At 71.3% G+C, this 17,554-nt stretch carries 14 protein-coding genes and 1 other RNA gene; 4 read left to right on the forward strand and 11 right to left on the reverse strand.

Annotation, left to right across the window (positions count from 1 at the left end; translation table 11 throughout):
• Window positions 1-163: 163 nt before the first annotated feature.
• The 4 genes from V4Y04_RS14055 to V4Y04_RS14070 all read right to left on the reverse strand — a co-directional run bounded on the left by V4Y04_RS14055 (window position 164) and on the right by V4Y04_RS14070 (window position 6,305).
• Window positions 164-1,507, reverse strand: coding sequence for an acyltransferase family protein (locus V4Y04_RS14055; RefSeq protein ID WP_332428154.1), 1,344 nt, complete (start codon window positions 1,505-1,507; stop codon window positions 164-166).
• The gene (locus V4Y04_RS14060; RefSeq protein ID WP_332428155.1) at window positions 1,504-3,702 is read right to left on the reverse strand and encodes a glycosyltransferase; all 2,199 of its coding nucleotides are present in this window, start codon (window positions 3,700-3,702) and stop codon (window positions 1,504-1,506) included. The genes V4Y04_RS14055 and V4Y04_RS14060 overlap by 4 nt, the downstream gene beginning before the upstream one ends.
• Complete coding sequence (locus V4Y04_RS14065; RefSeq protein WP_332428156.1) at window positions 3,702-5,153, reverse strand: hypothetical protein; 1,452 nt, start codon at window positions 5,151-5,153, stop codon at window positions 3,702-3,704. Before V4Y04_RS14065 ends, V4Y04_RS14060 begins: the two co-directional genes overlap by 1 nt.
• Window positions 5,154-5,336: 183 nt before the next feature.
• Window positions 5,337-6,305, reverse strand: a complete 969-nt coding sequence (locus tag V4Y04_RS14070; protein ID WP_332428157.1) for a LysR family transcriptional regulator — start codon at window positions 6,303-6,305, stop codon at window positions 5,337-5,339.
• Between the two features lie 83 nt (window positions 6,306-6,388).
• Here V4Y04_RS14070 and V4Y04_RS14075 point away from each other — a divergent pair, with 83 nt between their 5' ends.
• Together V4Y04_RS14075 and V4Y04_RS14080 are read left to right on the forward strand one after the other, a co-directional pair.
• Window positions 6,389-7,777, forward strand: a complete 1,389-nt coding sequence (locus V4Y04_RS14075; RefSeq protein ID WP_332428158.1) for an MFS transporter — start codon at window positions 6,389-6,391, stop codon at window positions 7,775-7,777.
• Window positions 7,778-8,033: 256 nt separating this feature from the next.
• Complete coding sequence (locus tag V4Y04_RS14080; RefSeq protein ID WP_332428159.1) at window positions 8,034-9,044, forward strand: LacI family DNA-binding transcriptional regulator; 1,011 nt, start codon at window positions 8,034-8,036, stop codon at window positions 9,042-9,044.
• A gap of 86 nt (window positions 9,045-9,130) precedes the next feature.
• On the opposite strand, the gene ssrA is transcribed toward V4Y04_RS14080, so the two are convergent.
• The 3 genes from ssrA to V4Y04_RS14095 form a co-directional block, all read right to left on the reverse strand.
• Window positions 9,131-9,533, reverse strand: a transfer-messenger RNA (tmRNA) gene (ssrA, locus tag V4Y04_RS14085).
• A 137-nt stretch (window positions 9,534-9,670) separates the two neighbouring features.
• Entirely contained in the window at window positions 9,671-10,150 is a 480-nt protein-coding gene (gene smpB / locus V4Y04_RS14090; protein ID WP_332428160.1) for an SsrA-binding protein SmpB, read from the reverse strand.
• A gap of 375 nt (window positions 10,151-10,525) precedes the next feature.
• The gene (locus V4Y04_RS14095; protein ID WP_332428161.1) at window positions 10,526-11,689 is read right to left on the reverse strand and encodes a S41 family peptidase; all 1,164 of its coding nucleotides are present in this window, start codon (window positions 11,687-11,689) and stop codon (window positions 10,526-10,528) included.
• Between the two features lie 250 nt (window positions 11,690-11,939).
• Between V4Y04_RS14095 and V4Y04_RS14100 the strand changes: the two genes are divergently transcribed.
• The gene (locus V4Y04_RS14100) at window positions 11,940-13,127 is read left to right on the forward strand and encodes an RNA-guided endonuclease InsQ/TnpB family protein (RefSeq protein ID WP_332428162.1); all 1,188 of its coding nucleotides are present in this window, start codon (window positions 11,940-11,942) and stop codon (window positions 13,125-13,127) included.
• 36 nt (window positions 13,128-13,163) lie between these two features.
• On the opposite strand, the gene ftsX is transcribed toward V4Y04_RS14100, so the two are convergent.
• Together ftsX and ftsE are read right to left on the reverse strand one after the other, a co-directional pair.
• A complete protein-coding gene (ftsX, locus tag V4Y04_RS14105) occupies window positions 13,164-14,081 on the reverse strand; it encodes a permease-like cell division protein FtsX (protein ID WP_332428163.1) in 918 nt (305 codons plus the stop codon).
• 29 nt (window positions 14,082-14,110) lie between these two features.
• A complete protein-coding gene (ftsE, locus tag V4Y04_RS14110) occupies window positions 14,111-14,800 on the reverse strand; it encodes a cell division ATP-binding protein FtsE (RefSeq protein WP_332428164.1) in 690 nt (229 codons plus the stop codon).
• Window positions 14,801-15,030: 230 nt separating this feature from the next.
• Here ftsE and V4Y04_RS14115 point away from each other — a divergent pair, with 230 nt between their 5' ends.
• Entirely contained in the window at window positions 15,031-15,222 is a 192-nt protein-coding gene (locus V4Y04_RS14115) for a hypothetical protein (protein WP_055629368.1), read from the forward strand.
• Window positions 15,223-15,402: 180 nt separating this feature from the next.
• Here V4Y04_RS14115 and V4Y04_RS14120 read toward each other — a convergent pair whose 3' ends face one another.
• Window positions 15,403-16,011 (reverse strand): LPXTG cell wall anchor domain-containing protein, encoded by a 609-nt coding sequence (locus tag V4Y04_RS14120; protein ID WP_332428169.1) that lies wholly within the window; start codon window positions 16,009-16,011, stop codon window positions 15,403-15,405.
• Between the two features lie 308 nt (window positions 16,012-16,319).
• On the reverse strand, window positions 16,320-17,426 hold the full coding sequence (gene prfB / locus V4Y04_RS14125; RefSeq protein WP_332428170.1) for a peptide chain release factor 2: 1,107 nt from the start codon (window positions 17,424-17,426) through the stop codon (window positions 16,320-16,322).
• Window positions 17,427-17,554: the final 128 nt, after the last annotated feature.

Below are 17,554 nucleotides of genomic sequence, written 5' to 3' on the forward strand. Positions count from 1 at the left end.
ACCTTGTCGGTGCTCAGCCGAGTCGCGCCCCAGCGTCGGGCCAGCCGGTTCACGACCCCGTCACTCTGCGGTTGACAGGGCCGAAGAACCACGCGTCCGGCGCCACGGTCCGGAAACCGGTTCGCCGTCGGTCCGGGCGCCTTGCCCTGAGCCTGGCCCGGCCTCAGCCCCCGTGGGCGGCGCGGCTTGCGGGCTGCCGGCCGGCGGAGCGCTTCGCGCCGTTCGGCCACAGGCGTGGGCTTCGCTTCGCCGCGAGGTCCTCGACCCAGCCGACCGCGAGCACCGCCAGGCCGATGAGGGGCCAGATCAGGGCGAACATCCAGAGCGTGTACGTGCTGCTGATCGCCTCCGCCCCGCGCTCGCTCTGCATGAACGGGAGCCGGTACAGCAGGTCGACGATCGGAACCGTCGCCATGATCAGCATGTTGTGCCACAGGTAGATGGTGACCGCCCGGTTGTTGGAGAGCGTCACCAGCTTGTCCCACTGCGCCAGGCGTCCCGGGAGTTCCCGCCAGGACGGGGAGTACTGGAGCAGGATCACGACGAAGCCGAACGACCAGGTGGCCTGGGCCAGCGGGATGTCGTTGAGGTCCCAGCCGTCGGCGCCCAGATGGCCCGACGCCCACCACAGGCCGAAGGCCATCACCAGCGACGCGCAGGAGACCGACACGTACCGCGGGATCTTCTTCAGCATGCCGTCGTTGTGGGCGAATCCCAGCACCCAGCAACCGCCGTAGACCGCGAAGTCGGTGATCGCGCGGCCCGTTTCACCGGGGATAGTCACCAGGCCCGTGCCGACGATCGCGGTCAGGACCAGCGGGGCGAGCAGGGTCGGCCAGGGGGCCCGGCGGAACGCCCACAGCAGCAGCGGCGACGCGATCACGAACCACAGGTAGGCGCGCAGGTACCACAGCGGGCCCGCGGCCTGCACCGCCCACGTGACGTCCAGCAGGCCCGACGGGGAGCCGAGCTCCCAGGGGTAGGGCGGAGCGCCGATCGGGACGATGTAGTTGACCAGCCCGATCAGACCCCAGGTGCCGTCCTCCTTCCCGGGGTTCCAGCCGTTCACGAACATCATCGTCAGCACGACCGCGGCGAACGCCCACATGGGCGGCAGGAGGCGGCGGATCCGGCTGCGGATCACGCTCCCCGCCGGGCGCTTCAGCGAACGCGCCATCAGCGAACCGGCCAGCGCGAACATCACGCCCATCGACGGGAACAGCACCGTTATCCAGGCCCAGCCGAACAGGTGGTAGATCACGACGCGGACCAGGGCGATGGAGCGCAGCAGGTCGAGGTACCGGTCACGGCCCGGTTTCCCGGGGGTGGCGGCCGGGGTGGCGGGGTGCGCTGCGGGTGCGGGCTCGGTCGTGCGCTGCCGCGGGAGGTCGGGCGGCATCCCCGAGGTCCCGTCCGTCTCCCCCGTGTGGGCGGTTCCGTACGGGCCGGCCGGCCCCGGAGACGGGTCCGGGCCCGTACCCGTATCCGTCGTGTATCCGTGGGTCATGCCACGGGCCTCCGATCGTCGTCGGTCCGCGCGTTCTGGCGCGGCACCGAGCCGCCGGGCGCCTCGACGACGCCGGTGCGCCGTAGCTTCTGCCAGCGCAGGCGGCCGCCGGTGAGCGCGGTGATCCAGGACTGGAGCAGCACGACGTACATGAGCTGGCGGTAGAGGATCTGCTGCAGCGGCAGCGAGACGAGGTGGGTCATGCGTTCGCGGTCGAGGCGGAAGGCGAAGGCCGCGCAGACCGCCTGGATGGCGAGGACGCCCAGCCACGCCATGATCGTCTTCTGGGTCGGGCCGAAGACGATGCCGTAGAGCAGGAAGACGTCGATCAGGGGGGCCAGCAGCGGGGCCACGATCATGAACAGGGAGACGAAGGGCAGGCCCACGCGGCCGAAGCGGCCCGATGGTCCCTTGTCGATCACGGAGCGGCGGTGCTTCCAGATGGCCTGCATGGTGCCGTACGACCAGCGGTAGCGCTGGGACCACAGCTGCTGGACGGTCTCCGGGGCCTCGGTCCAGGCGCGGGCGTTCTCGGCGTAGACCACGCGCCAGCCGGCGCGGTGCAGCGCCATGGTGACGTCGGTGTCCTCGGCGAGCGTGTCGTCGCTCATGCCGCCGAGCGGGACCAGGGCCGAGCGGCGGAAGGCGCCGACGGCTCCCGGGATGGTCGGCATGCAGCCGAGGATGTCGTACATGCGGCGGTCCAGGTTGAAGCCCATCACGTACTCGATGTGCTGCCAGGCGCCGATGAGGCTGTCCTTGTTGCCGACCTTCGCGTTGCCCGCCACGGCCCCCACCTTCGGGTCGCCGAAGGGCTGGACGAGTTCGCGGACGGTGGACGGCTCGAAGACCGTGTCGCCGTCCATCATCACGACGATGTCGTACCGGGCGTTGGCCAGGCCCCGGTTGAGCGCGGCCGGTTTGCCCGCGTTGAGCTGGCGGATCACCCGGACGTTGGGCAGGCCCATGGCCTCGACGATGCGCGCCGTGCCGTCGCTGGAACCGTCGTCGATGACCAGGACCTCGACCGGGTGGTCGCTGTCCATCAGGGAACGGACGGTGTTCTCGATGCACTTGGCCTCGTTGTAGGCCGGGACGAGCACGGTCACCGGTTCGGTGACCGGCGGGCCCCAGCCGAAGCCCCGGCGGCGCACCCGGCGGGCGTGGACGCCGGAGAGGACGAGCATCAGCAGGAAGCGGCCGATGACCAGGGTGCCGACGATCGCCAGGCCCGCCGCCAGACCGCTGGTGATCTTCTCCGAGGCCTGGACCAGGAAGACCCACGCCTTGCCCTTCCACAGCTCGGAGCCGGTCACCGGGCTCATCGCGCTGGGCGCGTCCAGGGCCTCGGTGAGGTTGTCGAACTCGTAGCCGTCCTTCTTCAGGTCGGGCAGCATCGTGTCCAACGCCTTGACGGTCTGGCTGCGGTCGCCGCCGGAGTCGTGCATCAGGACGATGGCGCCCTCGCCGTTCTTCGGCGTGGCACGGCGGATGATCTCGCCGACGCCGGGCCGCTTCCAGTCCTCGCTGTCCGTGTTGTTGACGACGGTGATGTAACCGAGGCTGCCGATGTACTCGGCCACCGGCCAGGACTTGTTGTCCATGGCGGCGGAGAAGGAGGAGTACGGCGGGCGGAAGAGCGAGGTGCGCACCCCGGCCGCGCCGGTGATCGCCAGCTGGTTCTGCGACAGCTCCCAGTCGATGCGCTTCTTGGACTGGAGGGAGAGGTCGGGGTGGTTGAACGTGTGCAGACCGAGCTCGTGGCCCTCGTCGACCATGCGCTGGACGAGGCCCGGGTAGCGGGAGGCCATGGTGCCGGTGACGAAGAAGACCGCGTGCGCGTCGTGCTTCTTCAGCACGTCCAGCACGCGCGGCGTCCAGACCGGGTCCGGGCCGTCGTCGAAGGTGAGGACCAGATGGCGGTCGGGCACGCTCAGGCTGTCGGTGCGGCCGCCCCGGGCGTCGATGACCGGGCCGCCCCCGTGGATCTTCTCCGGCACCTTGTCGGTGGGGGCGGGCGCCTGGACGCGGTGGTCGGCGAGGATCTCGCTGTGTGTGTAGCCGCGCAGCATGAGCATCGCCGCCAGGGCGACGAGGACGAGCAGCGGGAGCAGCAGGCGCAGGGGCAGACGGCGACGCCTGGAGCCGCCTCGGGCTCTGGTCGCGGGCCCGGGGCGGCGGGAGTGGGATGCCATCAGAGAACGTGCTCCGGGGACGGTGCGGTGGGGGCGGTGGACGGGTTCGGCGGCGCGGCGGGGTTCTCGGCGGCCACGGCCGGTGCTTCGGCGGGCGCCTGGGCGAGGTTGCCGGCGCCGGCGGGTTCCTCGTCGCCGGGGTCCTCCCCGGCGGGCGGGGTGGTCGGATCGGTGCCGGTGCCGCCGGACGGGGTCGTCGGGGCGGCGGGCTGCGTGGCGACCGGGGGGACGGCCGGGGCGGTCGTCGTGGGGGCGCCGCCGACGCCGGTGCCCGGCCCCGGGGTGGTCCGGGTCGGTGCCGACGACGGGCCGGTGGTCTCGCCGGACCCGTTCTCGGCGGCGGGCGCGCCGCCCGCGGGGAGGCCGGCATCGGGCGAGGGAAGGGTGTCGGCGTCACCGGTGACCGGCTCGGTGCCCGGGGTCAGACCGGTACCGGAGTCGGGCGACGCGTCCGGCTCGGCGGGCTCCGGCGAGGTCTCGACCTTTCCGGCGGGCTGCTCCTGCTCCTGGTCGGGTACGGGGACCCAGGGGGCGTTGGAGTTGCCGGACAGCAGCGTGGCGACGATCACGATGGCGTACGCGGCGCAGGCCAGGCCGACGGCCAGGCCGATCCGGCGGTAGAGGCGGCTGCGGCGGCCGGACTCGTCGACGAACACGGGTCCGTCGGCGGCCTCGAGGGCCGTGCCGGCACGGTGCTTGCCCGGTGTCGCCCGCAGCACGCTGTCGCCGAACTGCACGGCGTCGAGCTGGACCGTCACCTCGTGCGGGTCGTGGGTGTGCTCGGTGCTGTCGGCGTCCACGTCCACGGCCGCGGCGGGCATGGCCGTGGTGGGCGCGGCCGCGGCGGGGGGGAGCACGGACGTCTCGGCGCCCTCCTGCCAGGGGTCGCGCAGGGAAGCGCGGGGCGGCCGGGGGGTCCCGGGAGACCGGTCGGAGAGGCGTGCGGTGAAGCCGGTGGAACCGGCGGAACCAGTGGAGGGGGGCGTGGGGAGGCTGTGGGGCTTGATCCGGAGGACCCTGGTCTCCTCGGGGTCCTCCGGGCCTTCGGGGTCCTCGGAAGCCGCCGGGAACGTCGGGGCCGCCCCCCACGTCGGGGTGGCCTTCTCCGGCCCGCGCTGTGCGGGCATCCTGCTCGTGCCACCCGGTGCCGGCACCTTGCTCGTGCCGCCCGGTGGGGGCGTTGCGCTCATCGTGGTCGTCGTGGCCTTCGTGTCGTCCGGAGCGACCCGGTCGTCCAGGCCGGCCCGGTCGTCCGGGTCGGCCGCGCGGGGCGCGGTTCTCGCCGCGGTGCCGTCGTTCGCCCCGGCGGTGCGGCCGGGCGCGCCTCGGGAGAACCATGTTCCGCGGTCGGCAGCGGAACTGCCGGAGTCAGGCCGGTCGCCCTCGACCGGGTCGGCTTCGTCTTCGGTCCCGGACCGTTCGGGTTGGGCGTCTTCTCGCCACTGTTCCACGCGCACGCTTCTTCCCCCCACGGGCCTGTTCCGGGTGCGCGTACGGCTCGAGCACTCGCCTCCGGAAAGGGGTCCCCCACCCTCTCCGAGCGCCCCGTTTATCACACCGTGCTCGGGCATCGAATGTAGCGCACGCGAAGGTTCCGTGTTCACCGGGAGGGGATTCGTGTCAATTGCGAGACATTAGGGAGAACTCATGACATCAAGATCGCTGTCCGAAACCCACCCGTCGGCGGGCCGCAGCAACCAGCCCTCCTCGGCTGCGATATCGGCCGCGGCTCGGCGAAGTCCGTCCAGAGCGGGGTGAATCAGCCCTTTCCGCCAGACCAGGGACACCGGTGACAGCGGAACGGGGTCGACCAGTGGGCGCAGCACCATCGAGGGCAGCGGCGGGAAGCCCACCACGGTGAGGACCGGATTCCCCGTACGGGCCATGATCCGCTGGAACTCCTCCTCCCCGACGGCCAGGGGCGCGGGCGCCGCCACGTCGATGCCCCGTCCCTCGAACAGCAGCCCCGCGAGGTCGGTCCACTCCGGTGTGCGCGGATTGCCCGCCCCGGCGTACACCTCCTCGCCGGCCAGCGCGTCGAGCGGCACCTCCGCCAGGGCGGCCAGCCGATGGCCCTCGGGAAGGATCACCGCCATCGGCTCGTACCGTACGGGCTGCTGGTCGAGCCCGGTCTTCAGCGCCGCGGGGAGCCCCGCGAACCGCCCGAACGACGCGTCGAGCCGCCCCGCGGTCAACTCGCCCGCGGCCCAGGCCAGTCCGCTCTCGTAGCGGGCCATCAACTCGTGACCGGGGCTGAGTTCGCGGGCCCGGTGCAGGACCCGGCGCCCGGTGGCCAGCCCCGGGGAGTTGAGGTCCACCAGGAGCGGCCGGGTCCGTCCGGCGGCGGCGAGCAGGTCGTCCTGCGCCGCCAGGGCCCGGCGGGCGTACGGCAGCAGGCGTTCGCCGTCGGGGGTGAGCGTCACCTGGCGGGTGGTCCGTACGAACAGCTCGCTGCCCAGCTCCCGTTCCAGCCGCCGTACGTCGCGACTGAGCGCCTGCTGGGCGACGTAGAGGCGCATCGCGGCGCGGGTGAAGTGCAGTTCCTCGGCGACGGTGACGAAGGCGCGCAGGAGGCGGGGGTCGAGGTGGGCGGGGGCGGGCACCCCGCGAACCTACAACGCGGATGCGTGAATCGGTACCGGGAAGGTGTTGGACCGGCGCCGCGAGCACGGGCGACGGTGGGTCCATGCCGCAACCGACCTTCCGCAGGCGCCCTCCGGTCTCCCGGAACACTCCGCTGCTCACCGTCACCGCCGACACCCTGGTCGCCGTCGACTTCTCGCCACGCGGGCGGACGAACAGCGGTCGCGGCCGGGAGAAGGGCCCCTACCGCCGCCTCTTCGCACTGCCCGGCGCCCGCGCGTTCACGGCCTGGAACCTCGTCGCCCGGCTGCCGATGGGCATGCTCAGTGTGAGCGCGGTCATGATGATCGCCGTGACCCGGGGTTCGTACGCCCTGGCCGGCGCGGTCGTCGCGACCGGACTCGCGGTGACCGCGGCGGTCGCCCCGTGGACCGCGCGCCTGGTCGACCGGTACGGGCAGGCCCGCATCGCCCTGCCCGCCACGGGGTTCGCCGTGCTCGGCCTGCTCGCGCTACTGCTCTGCGTGCGCCACGGCGCCCCCGACTGGACCCTGTTCGCCGCCTACGCCGCCACCGCCACGACACCGAACACCGGCGGGATGTCCCGGGCCCGCTGGGCGTACCTGCTGGGCTCCCGCGCCGGGACGTCGGGGGACGACCCGAAGGCGGTCGCCGAGGCCCTGCACACCGCGAACTCCTTCGAGCAGGCCGCGGACGAGCTGTGCTTCATGCTGGGCCCGGTGCTCGCGGCCTTCCTGTGCACAGCGTTCTTCCCGGAGGCGGGCACCCTGGTGGGGGCGGTGCTGCTGCTGACGGGCGTGACGCTGTTCGCCGCCCAGCGTTCCACCGAGCCGCCGGCCGGACGTCACGCGCCGGGCGGCCGGGCTCCCTTCCGGGCGCCCGGGATGCGCCCGCTGCTCGTCGTCTGCCTCGCGACCGGCGCGGTGTTCGGTGCGATGGAGGTCGTCACGATCGCGTTCGCGGACGCCCAGGGGCACCGTCCGGCGGCCGGCGCGGTGCTCGCCCTCCAGGCGGCAGGCTCCTTCGCGGCGGGGCTCGCGTACGGGGCGATGCGCCCGGCGGGGTCCGCGTGGTCCCGGCTGCCGTGGTGCCTGGCCGCCATGACCGCGCTGATGGTGCTGCCGCTGCTCGCGGCGTCCCTCGCCGGCTCGCTCGTCCTGCTGGCGGGCGCGCTCCTGCTCGCCGGCATGGCCACGGCGCCGACGATGGTCACGGCGATGACGCTGGTCCAGCGCCTCACCCCCGAGGGCCGGCTGAACGAGGGCATGACCCTCGCGGTGACCGGCCTGCTCGGCGGGATCGCCTGCGGCAGCGCGGCGGGCGGCTGGACGGTCGAGCACGTCTCGGCCGCGGCCGGGTACGGGGTCCCGGTGACGGCGGCCGCGACGGCCCTGCTGACCGCCCTCGTCCTGCTCGGCCCGCCGGACTCCCGTCGGCCCGGGGCGGCGGGTCCGGCGGGTCCGGGCTGGTGAGGCGGGTCCGGGCTGGTGAGGCGGGTCCGGGCTGGTGAGGCGCCGTCCGTCCGAGGCCTCGAACCGCCGTCCGTTCGGGCCGTCGAACCGCTCCACCGAATCCCGCCCGCACCATTGACGGCCCTACTGCTCGCACATACCTTCACCCGTCGAAGCGCTTCGACGCACCTCCGCGCGCTTCGGCGCACTCCCCCCTCCCGCTCCTTCCCCCCTCCCGTTCCTTCCCCCGCGAACCGTGTCAGTGGAGGACCCCCCGATGGTGAAGATCACGGATGTGGCCCGGCGCGCCGGGGTCTCTCCCAGCACGGTGTCGTACGCGCTCAGCGGCAAGCGGCCGATCTCCGACGAGACCCGGCGCCGCGTCCAGGCCGCCGTGCGCGAACTGGGTTACCGCACGCACGTCCGTGCCCATGGCGCGGCCGGGGCCGGATCGCGGGTGCTGGCACTGGCGGTGCCGATGCGCTCCGGCGTCCATGTGCCGGTGGTGACGCAGTTCGCGGTGTCGGTGGTCACCGCCGCCCGCGCCCACGACCACGACGTGCTGCTGCTCACCCAGGGGGAGGGCGAGGAGGGCATCGGGCGCGTCGCGGAGACGGGGCTGGCGGACGCGCTGGTGGTGATGGACGTCCAGCTCCAGGACCCCCGGCTGCCGTTACTGCGCTCGCTGCCCCTGCCGTCCGTGCTGATCGGCGTCCCGGCCGAGCCGGACGGGCTGACCTGTGTGGACCTGGACTTCGGTGCGGCGGGCGAGCTGTGCGTGGACCATCTGGCGCGGCTCGGGCACCGGACGGTGGCACTGGTCGGCTCGCCGCCGGAGGTGTACGTCCGGCGCACGGCGTTCGCCCGCCGGCTCGTGCGGGGCTTCACGGCCGCCGCCGACCGGCACCGGCTCGCCTCCGCCGTGTACCCGTGCGAGGCGGGCCGGGGCGCGGCCCGCGCGATCGCCGAACGGCTGCTGCGCGAGCAGCCCGCGCTGACCGGGGTGGTGGTGCACAACGAACCGCTGCTCGACCCGCTGATCGACGCCTTCGAGGAGCTCGGAATGCGCATCCCCGAGGACCTCTCCCTCACCGCCGTCTGTCCGACGCCGGTCGCCGCCTCGGCCCGTGTCCCGCTCACCTCGGTCACCGTGCCGTCCACCGAACTGGGCACCCGCGCGGTGCACCTGCTGGTACGGAAACTGTCGGGTGCCCCCGTGCCGCAGGCCACCCTGCTCCCGCCCCGCCTGACCGAGCGCGCCAGCACGGGCCCACACCGCCCGGCCTGACCGGCCCGGCAGCCGCCTTCACTCATGTGTGCGCGCATGACACAGGCCCCGCCGCTGATGCGACGGGGCCTGTGCCCACATGGGAATTGTGGAGATGGCGGGAATCGAACCCGCGTCCAACGGTGCGGAATCAGGGCTTCTCCGTGTGCAGTCCGCTGTGCTTTTCTCAGCCCCGGAGATCACGCGGACAAGTCTCCGACGGGCTCAGTCACTGTTGGATTTCCCTCTTCACCCCGTGACCGGGATCAAGGTTTAGTTCCCTAAATGATGCCAGGAACCGGGTCGGGAACACCCCCGGGCTGACACTCCCTCTAGTAGGAGAGCCGCTGCTCGCTACCTGAAGATCAGGCAGCGAGGGCGAGCTCGCCCTGGGAGATGGATCGCTTGGAATTGGCGATTATTTTTTCGGCCTGTGGTTTACGAGATCATGGCCGCTTCCTCGACACGCTTCCCCTGCTTCGACAGCCGCTGTCGAAACCGATCATCCCCATGTTTTTTTCTCAAGGTGCGCACCCGCTGTGAGGTGCTGTCGCCATCGTACGTGACCAACGCGGGTCGGTGCCAGCGTATTCCCGCGCGACGGCTCCGAGGACTCCGGGACGGGCCGGGAGCCGCTCGGCCAGGCCCTACGCCTGCTGCTTGCGGCGGACCGCCGAGACCGCCCGGTCGGTCTCCCGCCGGTCCTGCTTCTCGCGGAGCGTCTGGCGCTTGTCGTACTCCTTCTTGCCCTTCGCCAGCGCGATCTCCACCTTCGCGCGGCCGTCCTTGAAGTACAGGGCGAGCGGCACGATGGTGTGCCCCGTCTCCTGGGACTTGGACTCCAGCTTGTCGATCTCCGCGCGGTGCAGCAACAGCTTGCGCTTGCGCCGCGCGCTGTGGTTGGTCCAGGTGCCCTGGCTGTACTCGGGAACGTGCACGTTGTGCAGCCACGCCTCGTTGCCGTCCAACTGGACGAAACCGTCCGCCAGCGACGCCCTGCCCTGGCGCAACGACTTCACCTCGGTCCCGGTGAGGACCAGGCCGGCCTCGTAGGTGTCGATGATGAGGTAGTCGTGCCGCGCCTTCTTGTTCTGCGCGATCAGCTTGCGCCCTTTTTCCTTAGCCATAGTGCAGCCCATTTTGGCACTACGGAGGGGGTCCGCGGAAAGCCGGTTTCCGGGACGGGCCGGCGGAGGCGGACGGCGGGGGTGTGGCGGGCGGGTGGGTGCGGCAGACGGCGGGGTGCGGAGTACGGAGTGCGGCAGGCGGGTGGGTGCAGCGGAGTGCGGGGTGCGGCAGACGGCGGGGTGCGAAGTACGGAGTGCGGGGTGCGGCGGGCAGTCCTGGCCGCCGCGCCAGGGTCTGCCCGGCGGGATCGAGTCGGAGGTGACGGGCGGCATCTGTCCGGCTGGGCCGAGCGAGGGCGACGGGGCCCCTGCTCGAAGAGCTCGGGGGAGGGCGTGCCGGCCCCCACGTCTCCGGCATGATCCGCCGGACAGGCGCTAGCGGCCGAGGCCGGCCAGGATCGTGCCCGCCCGCTGGAGCGCCCGTTTCTCGGCCTCCAGGTCGGGGGTGATGCCCCGGCCGTCGACCTCCCGGCCGGACGGGGTGCGGTAGTGGCCCACGGTCAGTTCGGCGACCGAGCCGTCGGGCAGTCGGCCGGGCATCTGCACGGAGCCCTTGCCGAAGGTGCGGGAGCCCACGACGACCGCCCGTCCGCGGTCCTGGAGGGCACCGGTGAGCAGTTCGGCCGCGCTCATCGTCCCGCCGTCGACGAGCACGACCAGGGGTCTGGCGGTGTCGCCGCCGGGTTCGGCGTGCAGGGCGCGCTGCTCGCCCTCGACGTCGTACGTGGCGACCAGGCCGCCGTCGAGGAGGGCGGAGGACGCGGTGACCGCCTCGGCGACCAGTCCACCGGAGTTGCCGCGCAGGTCGAGGACGATGCCCGCGCCGGCCGGGGCCCGGCGCACGGCGGTCCGGACCTCGTCGCCGGAGCCCTTGGTGAAGGCGGCGACCTTGACGACGGTGATCTTGCCGGGGAGTTCGTCGACGGTGACGGTGTCGCGGGAGAGCCGGGCCCGGCGCAGGGTCTCGCTCCAGGTGCGCGTGCCGCGCTCCAGGCCGAGACGGACGGTGCTGCCGGCGGATTCGTCGGTGTCGTCACCGCGCAATAACGAGACGACCTCGGTGACGGGCCGCCCGTCGACCGTCGCGCCGTCGACGCTGCGCAGCCGGTCGCCCGCGCGGATACCGGCGTCGGCGGCGGGGGTGTCGCTGCCCACCTCGGTCACCTCTATGCGGCCGTCCCGTTCCCGGGCCCACAGGCCCACACCGGTGTACCTGCCGTCGAGGGCGTCCACGAATTCCTCGTACTCGCCCGGGGAGTAGACGGCTCCCCAACGGTCCCCGCTGCGGCTGACGGCTCGCTGCGCGGCCTCCACGGGAGACGTACCGGCGGCCATGGCCGCCTCTGCCGCCTCGGCGACCTCGGCATGGCGTCCGACGGGGGCGGCCGCCTGGGTACTGCCCGCGGCGGGCTTCCCCTCGACCGGTCCGGGCAGGCTGCCGGTGACCGCGCCGGCTGCGAGGACGCCGGTGAACACCAAGGTCAGGGCGCCCCCTCGGCGGATCCGACGGGGCTCGCAGAACAGGGCACGACCTGACATGCCGGTGAGTCTAGGACAACACGAAGGGGCGCACGGCCGCTTGACCGTACGCCCCTCGTGGCAAGGGTCACTTGGTCTCTTGCGAGGAGGTCCGACGTTCACGCCGAAGCGAGGGAAGGACGCGAACACACATACCCCAGTTCACTGGTCAGGGTGATCACAGTGGGAGAAGTGGGCGGGCGTGCGGGGCTCGTACGTACGGTCAGTTGACCAGGAGCTGGCTGACCGGGACAGGGCGGGGGTGGAGGCGATGGAAGACGGGGCGCAGCGTGCGCGGTATACGTATCGGCTGCGGGTGCCGGCCGCCGCCCGGGCGGGGCTGGAGGGGGAGTGGGGGCGGTGCCGGTGGCTGTGGAACGAGTGCGTGGCTCGCGCGAAGAAGGCTTGCTCGGAGGGGGAGGTGTGTGGTCCGGCCCGGCTGGACGGGATGCTGACGCGGGCGCGTGCGGTGACGCCGTGGCTGGCCGCGGGCGCCTCGGTGCCGCAGCAGCAGGTCATCCGTGACTCTGCCGCATCCCGTGGCAAAGCACTCAAGGACATCAAGAACGGGCTGCCGGTGAAGCGGCGGGCGGGGATGCCCCGCCACAAGAAGCGGCGCGGGAGTGATCCGTCGCTGAACTACACGCGGCGCGGCTTCCGCATCAAAAAGGGACGGCTGCATCTGGCGGGCGGGATTGTCCTGACCGTGGTCTGGTCCCGCCCTCTCCCAGCCGAACCGTCCTCGGTGCGGGTCTACCGTGACCGCGTCGGACACTGGTACGCCTCGTTCGTCGTCCATGCCCCGATCGAACCGCTGCCGCCGACGGGTGCGGTCATCGGTGTCGACTGGGGTGTGAAGGAGATCGCGACCACCACGTCCGACTGCCACGACCTCCCCCACCCCCGCCACGGCTTCAAGGGGCAGGAGAAGCTGTCCCGCTACGACCGGATGATGGCCCGCCGCAAACCGAAGAAGGGGCAGGCGGCGTCGAAGGGCTACCGGGAGGCGAAGAGGTGGCGGGCGAAGACCTACGCGAAGATCGCGCGGCAGCGGCAGGACACCGCCCGCAAGTGGGCCAAGCGCGTGGTGCGCGATCATGATGCGATTGCGGTGGAGGACTTCCGGCCGAAGTTCCTCGCCAGGACCACGATGGCACGCAAGGCCGCCGACGCCGCGATCGGCGCCACCAAACAGGCCCTGGTCGAGATGGGCCGCAAACACGGCCGGGACGTACGGCTCGTACATCCCGCGCACACCACCATGGACTGCGCCAGGTGCGGAGCGAGAACCAAGCACGCCCTGCCGCTGTCAGAACGCACCTACACCTGCACCGCGTGCGGAGCCGCCTCCCCCAGGGACAAAAACTCCGCCTACGTGATGCTCACCCGGGCAGGTCTGAACCCGGCTGGTGACGAAGGCACAAGACCTCCCGGAGCGCCGCTCCGGGAGGCCGCCTGAGCCAGGAATCCCCTCCCCCTTCAGGGAGGGGAGCAGTCAAACCTTCAGGTACTTGCGCAGTGCGAAGAGAGCGGCCAGGGCCGGCATCAGGAGACTGGTGGCGAGGATCAGCGGAAGCTTCGTCAGCACCGCGTCCCAGCCGATGAAGCTGATCAGGTTCAGCTTCTCCGACAGCGCCAGTCCGGCGTCGATGATGAAGTACCGGCCGACCAGCAGGAATCCGCAGGCGAGGGCGCCGCCGATGAGTCCGGCGACCGCTGCCTCGGCGATGAACGGCGCCTGGATGTAGAAGCCCGAGGCGCCGACCAGCCGCATGATCCCGGTCTCACGCCGACGGCTGAACGCCGAGACGCGCACCGTGTTGACGATCAGCATCAGGGCGACGACCAGCATCAGCGCCATCACCGCGCGGGCGGCCCAGTTCATGCCGTTCAGCAGCCCGAAGAGGTTGTCCAGGGTGCCCTTCTGGTCCTGCACGGACTGCACCCCGTCACGCCCGTCGAAGGCGGTCGCGACGACCTGGTACTTCTCCGGGTCCTTGAGCTTGACCCGGTACGACTCCTGCATCTGGTCCGGCGTGAGGGAGCTGGCCAGCGGGGAGTCGCCGAACTGCTCCTTGTAGTGCTTGTACGCCGTGTCCTGGGACTCGTAGGTGACCGAGTCGACGACCGTCATCTTCTCCAGGTCGTCCTTGATCTGCCCCTTCTGGTCCTCGGTCACCGCTCCCTTGGCGCAGTTGGGGTCGGACGCGGCGTCGCTCTTGTTGCACAGGAAGACGGAGACGTTGACCTTGTCGTACCAGTAGCCCTTCATGCTGGTGACCTGGTCGCTCAGCAGGAGCGACGCACCGAACAGGGTGAGTGACAGGGCGACGGAGACGACGACGGCGAAGGTCATCGTCAGATTGCGGCGGAGACCGACACCGATCTCCGACAGAACGAACTGGGCGCGCATGGCGTGGGGTTAAGCCTTTCCGTTCCTCGTCAGTGCTGGTAGCCGTAGACGCCGCGTGCCTGGTCACGGACGAGGCGGCCCTTCTCCAGCTCGATGACGCGCTTGCGCATCTGGTCCACGATGTTCTGGTCGTGGGTCGCCATCACCACGGTGGTGCCCGTCCGGTTGATCCGGTCGAGCAGCTTCATGATGCCCACCGAGGTCTGCGGGTCGAGGTTGCCGGTGGGCTCGTCGCAGATGAGCAGCTTGGGCCGGTTGACGAAGGCCCGCGCGATGGCGACGCGCTGCTGCTCACCGCCGGAGAGCTCACCGGGCCTCCGGTCCTCCTTGCCGCCGAGCCCGACGAGGTCGAGCACCTGCGGCACGGACTTGCGGATCTCGCCGCGGGACTTGCCGATGACCTCCTGCGCGAAGGCGACGTTCTCGGCGACCGTCTTGTTGGGCAGCAGGCGGAAGTCCTGGAACACCGTCCCCAGCTGGCGCCGGACCTGCGGCACCTTCCAGTTGGAGACGCGCGCGAGGTCCTTGCCCAGGACGTGCACCTGCCCGTGGCTGGCCCGCTCCTCACGGAGGACCAGCCGCAGGAAGGTGGACTTGCCGGAGCCCGAGGACCCCACGAGGAACACGAACTCGCCCTTCTCGACCTCCAGGGAGACATCCCGGAGGGCTGGACTGTTCTGTTTGGGGTAGACCTTGGAGACGTTGTCGAATCGGATCACGGGTGCACCACGGGTCGCCGGGGGTAGATGTGCGTGACCTTACGCGAACCCGAAGGCCGCTCCCAGTCACCGGCCCGGGTTGCGTAACACTTGCGCGCTATATACCGGATGTGCGGGCAGGACACAGGGGCCCGCGCCGATTGCCGCAGAACCTGGCACAGTGGTAGGGGGAACGTTCGCGTGGTCGTGGGCGTTGTACTGACCGGAACCGGTGCGAGGAGGGCGAGCGCATGACGTACGACCGGCTGGTGTGCGCCAACTGCGCCGCACCCGTGAGCGAGGGTCGGTGCCCGGTGTGCCGCGCGAACCGTGAGCGGCTGCAGCAGGTGAACTTCTTCACGGGTCTGAACCCGACGGCGCTGATCGCGCTGCTGGTGGTGCTGGTCGCGGCGGTGGCGCTGCTCGCCCACCAGACCGTCTGAAGGCGCGGAGCACCCGGACCACGGGGCCGTACGGACCCCGGGGCCCGTACGGCACGGCTCCCGCACGGAGCGGACAGGGGCAGGGGCAGGAACGCCCGAGGGGCCCGGAGCAGCGAACACGCTCCGGGCCCCTCGGCCTGCCTCCTGCCGCGCGTACGGTACGTACGCGTGCCGTCACCGTCAGGCGGCAGCGGCTCCACGGTTACCCATGAGGCGCGGCAGCACACGGAAGCCGACGCCACCGGCGATCATCGTGGCGGCGCCGATCACCAGGAAGGTCATCTCGGCGGCACCGGTCTCGGCCAGCTCCTTGCCGTTGCCCTGGGCCGACGGAGCGGGCGCGTCGCCCGTGTCGGTGAGGGCCGAGGAGCCCTCCTCCTGGACGGAGGCGCCGGCGCCTCCGGCCGGGGCGTTGCCGCCGCCGCCGCTGCTGCCGCCGCCGTTGCCGCCACCCGGGGTGGTCGGGGCCTCGGTGGGCTCCTCCACGGGGTCCTCACCGCCCGGCTTCTCGGGGTCGGTGGGAACCTCGGGGTCCGTCGGAACCTCGGGGTCGGTGGGAACCTCGGGGTCCGTCGGAACCTCAGGGTCCGTCGGAACCTCGGGATCGGTCGGAACCTCGGGGTCCGTCGGAACCTCGGGCCCCTCGCCGCACTCCGGATCGACGACGATGTCACAGGGCGGGTCGCCGGGGTCGGCCTGGGCGACACCCGTCACCATCAGCGACGCACCCGCGGCGATCACAGCGCCGGCCGCGATGCGTGCGACGCGAATCCGCGTCTTCTTCGTCATATGCGTGCTACCCCCAGTAGCTGATCGTCAATGAGGCTGCGCTCGGGGCCGTGATCAACGGGGGCAACTGCGATGAAACGCCCCCCGGTTCACATGCGCCCCGGAGATACGCATGCCGAGCCTCACCTTTCCCACTTTTCAAATGAACGTCAAGGCCGTTGCGTACGCGATGTCCACGTAAGCGCGCTTTGCCGAGAGTGGAAGCTGTGATTGTGATGTAAAAGCCCGAAAGCCCCGACGCACAAAAGGTAACTGCCGCCACTGGGGCGGCAGTTACCTTGTCGACAAAGCGCTGTTCGCGCGCGGGGTTACTTCTCCCGCTGCTTGCGCCAGCGAATTCCGGCCTCCAGGAAGCCCTCGATCTCGCCGTTGAACACGGCCTCGGGGTTACCCACTTCCTGCTCCGTACGCAGGTCCTTGACCATCTGGTAGGGGTGCAGCACGTACGAACGCATCTGGTTGCCCCAGGAGTTGCCGCCGTCGCCCTTGAGGGCGTTCATCTTGGCCTGCTCCTCCTGGCGGCGCCGCTCCAGCAGCTTGGCCTGGAGGACGTTCATCGCGGTGGCCTTGTTCTGGATCTGCGAGCGCTCGTTCTGGCAGGAGACCACGATGCCGGTGGGGAGGTGGGTGAGCCGCACCGCGGAGTCGGTGGTGTTCACACCCTGGCCGCCGGGGCCGGACGACCGGTACACGTCCACCCGCAGCTCGGACTCGTCGATCTCGATGTGGTCGGTCTGCTCCACGACGGGCAGCACCTCGACACCCGCGAACGAGGTCTGGCGCCGGCCCTGGTTGTCGAAGGGCGAGATGCGCACCAGCCGGTGGGTGCCCTGCTCGACCGAGAGGGTCCCGTAGGCGTACGGCGCCAGCACGGCGAAGGTGGTCGACTTGATGCCGGCCTCCTCCGCGTACGACGTCTCGTAGATCTCGGTCTTGTAGCCGTGCTGCTCCGCCCAGCGCAGGTACATGCGCTGGAGCTTCTCCGCGAAGTCGGCGGCGTCGACGCCACCGGCCTCCGCGCGGATGTTGACGAGCGCCTCACGCGCGTCGTACTCGCCGGAGAGGAGGGTGCGGACCTCCATCTCGTCGAGCGCCTTGCGGACGGTGGCCAGCTCGGACTCGGCCTCCGCGCGGGTGTCCGGATCGTCCTCCTCCTCGGCCATCTCGAAGAGCACGGCGAGATCGTCGATCCGCCCGCGCAGCGTCTCCGCCTTCCTGACCTCGGCCTGGAGGTGGGAGAGCTTGCTGGTGATCTTCTGCGCCGCATCCGGGTCGTCCCACAGGGACGGAGCGGCCGCCTGCTCCTCGAGCACGGCGATGTCTGCCCTCAGCTTGTCGAGGTCCAGAACGGCCTCGATCGACCCCATGGTCGAGGAGAGGGACTTGAGCTCTTCGGAAACATCGACGACTGCCACACCCCCAGCGTAACGGCTCGCCCGGGCGCACCACGCCGGACGCCCGCCCTCGGGGCCTGTCGCGGGCGTCGGGGCAGGCCGGGATGGGCGGGGCGGCGGAGTACGGCGGGGTGCGGCGGGGCTCCGGC

The organism is Streptomyces sp. P9-A2 (assembly GCF_036634175.1).
Classification (GTDB): domain Bacteria; phylum Actinomycetota; class Actinomycetes; order Streptomycetales; family Streptomycetaceae; genus Streptomyces; species Streptomyces pratens.

Bases quoted from the DNA above. Each gene is read 5' to 3' on its own strand.
- V4Y04_RS14120 (WP_332428169.1), bottom strand. From the start codon at position 16,011: ATGACGAAGAAGACGCGGATTCGCGTCGCACGCATCGCGGCCGGCGCT.
- V4Y04_RS14060 (WP_332428155.1), bottom strand. From the start codon at position 3,702: ATGGCATCCCACTCCCGCCGCCCCGGGCCCGCGACCAGAGCCCGAGGC.
- smpB (WP_332428160.1), bottom strand. From the start codon at position 10,150: ATGGCTAAGGAAAAAGGGCGCAAGCTGATCGCGCAGAACAAGAAGGCG.
- V4Y04_RS14055 (WP_332428154.1), bottom strand. From the start codon at position 1,507: ATGACCCACGGATACACGACGGATACGGGTACGGGCCCGGACCCGTCT.
- ftsX (WP_332428163.1), bottom strand. From the start codon at position 14,081: ATGCGCGCCCAGTTCGTTCTGTCGGAGATCGGTGTCGGTCTCCGCCGC.
- V4Y04_RS14115 (WP_055629368.1), top strand. From the start codon at position 15,031: ATGACGTACGACCGGCTGGTGTGCGCCAACTGCGCCGCACCCGTGAGC.
- V4Y04_RS14100 (WP_332428162.1), top strand. From the start codon at position 11,940: ATGGAAGACGGGGCGCAGCGTGCGCGGTATACGTATCGGCTGCGGGTG.
- V4Y04_RS14075 (WP_332428158.1), top strand. From the start codon at position 6,389: ATGCCGCAACCGACCTTCCGCAGGCGCCCTCCGGTCTCCCGGAACACT.
- V4Y04_RS14080 (WP_332428159.1), top strand. From the start codon at position 8,034: ATGGTGAAGATCACGGATGTGGCCCGGCGCGCCGGGGTCTCTCCCAGC.
- V4Y04_RS14095 (WP_332428161.1), bottom strand. From the start codon at position 11,689: ATGTCAGGTCGTGCCCTGTTCTGCGAGCCCCGTCGGATCCGCCGAGGG.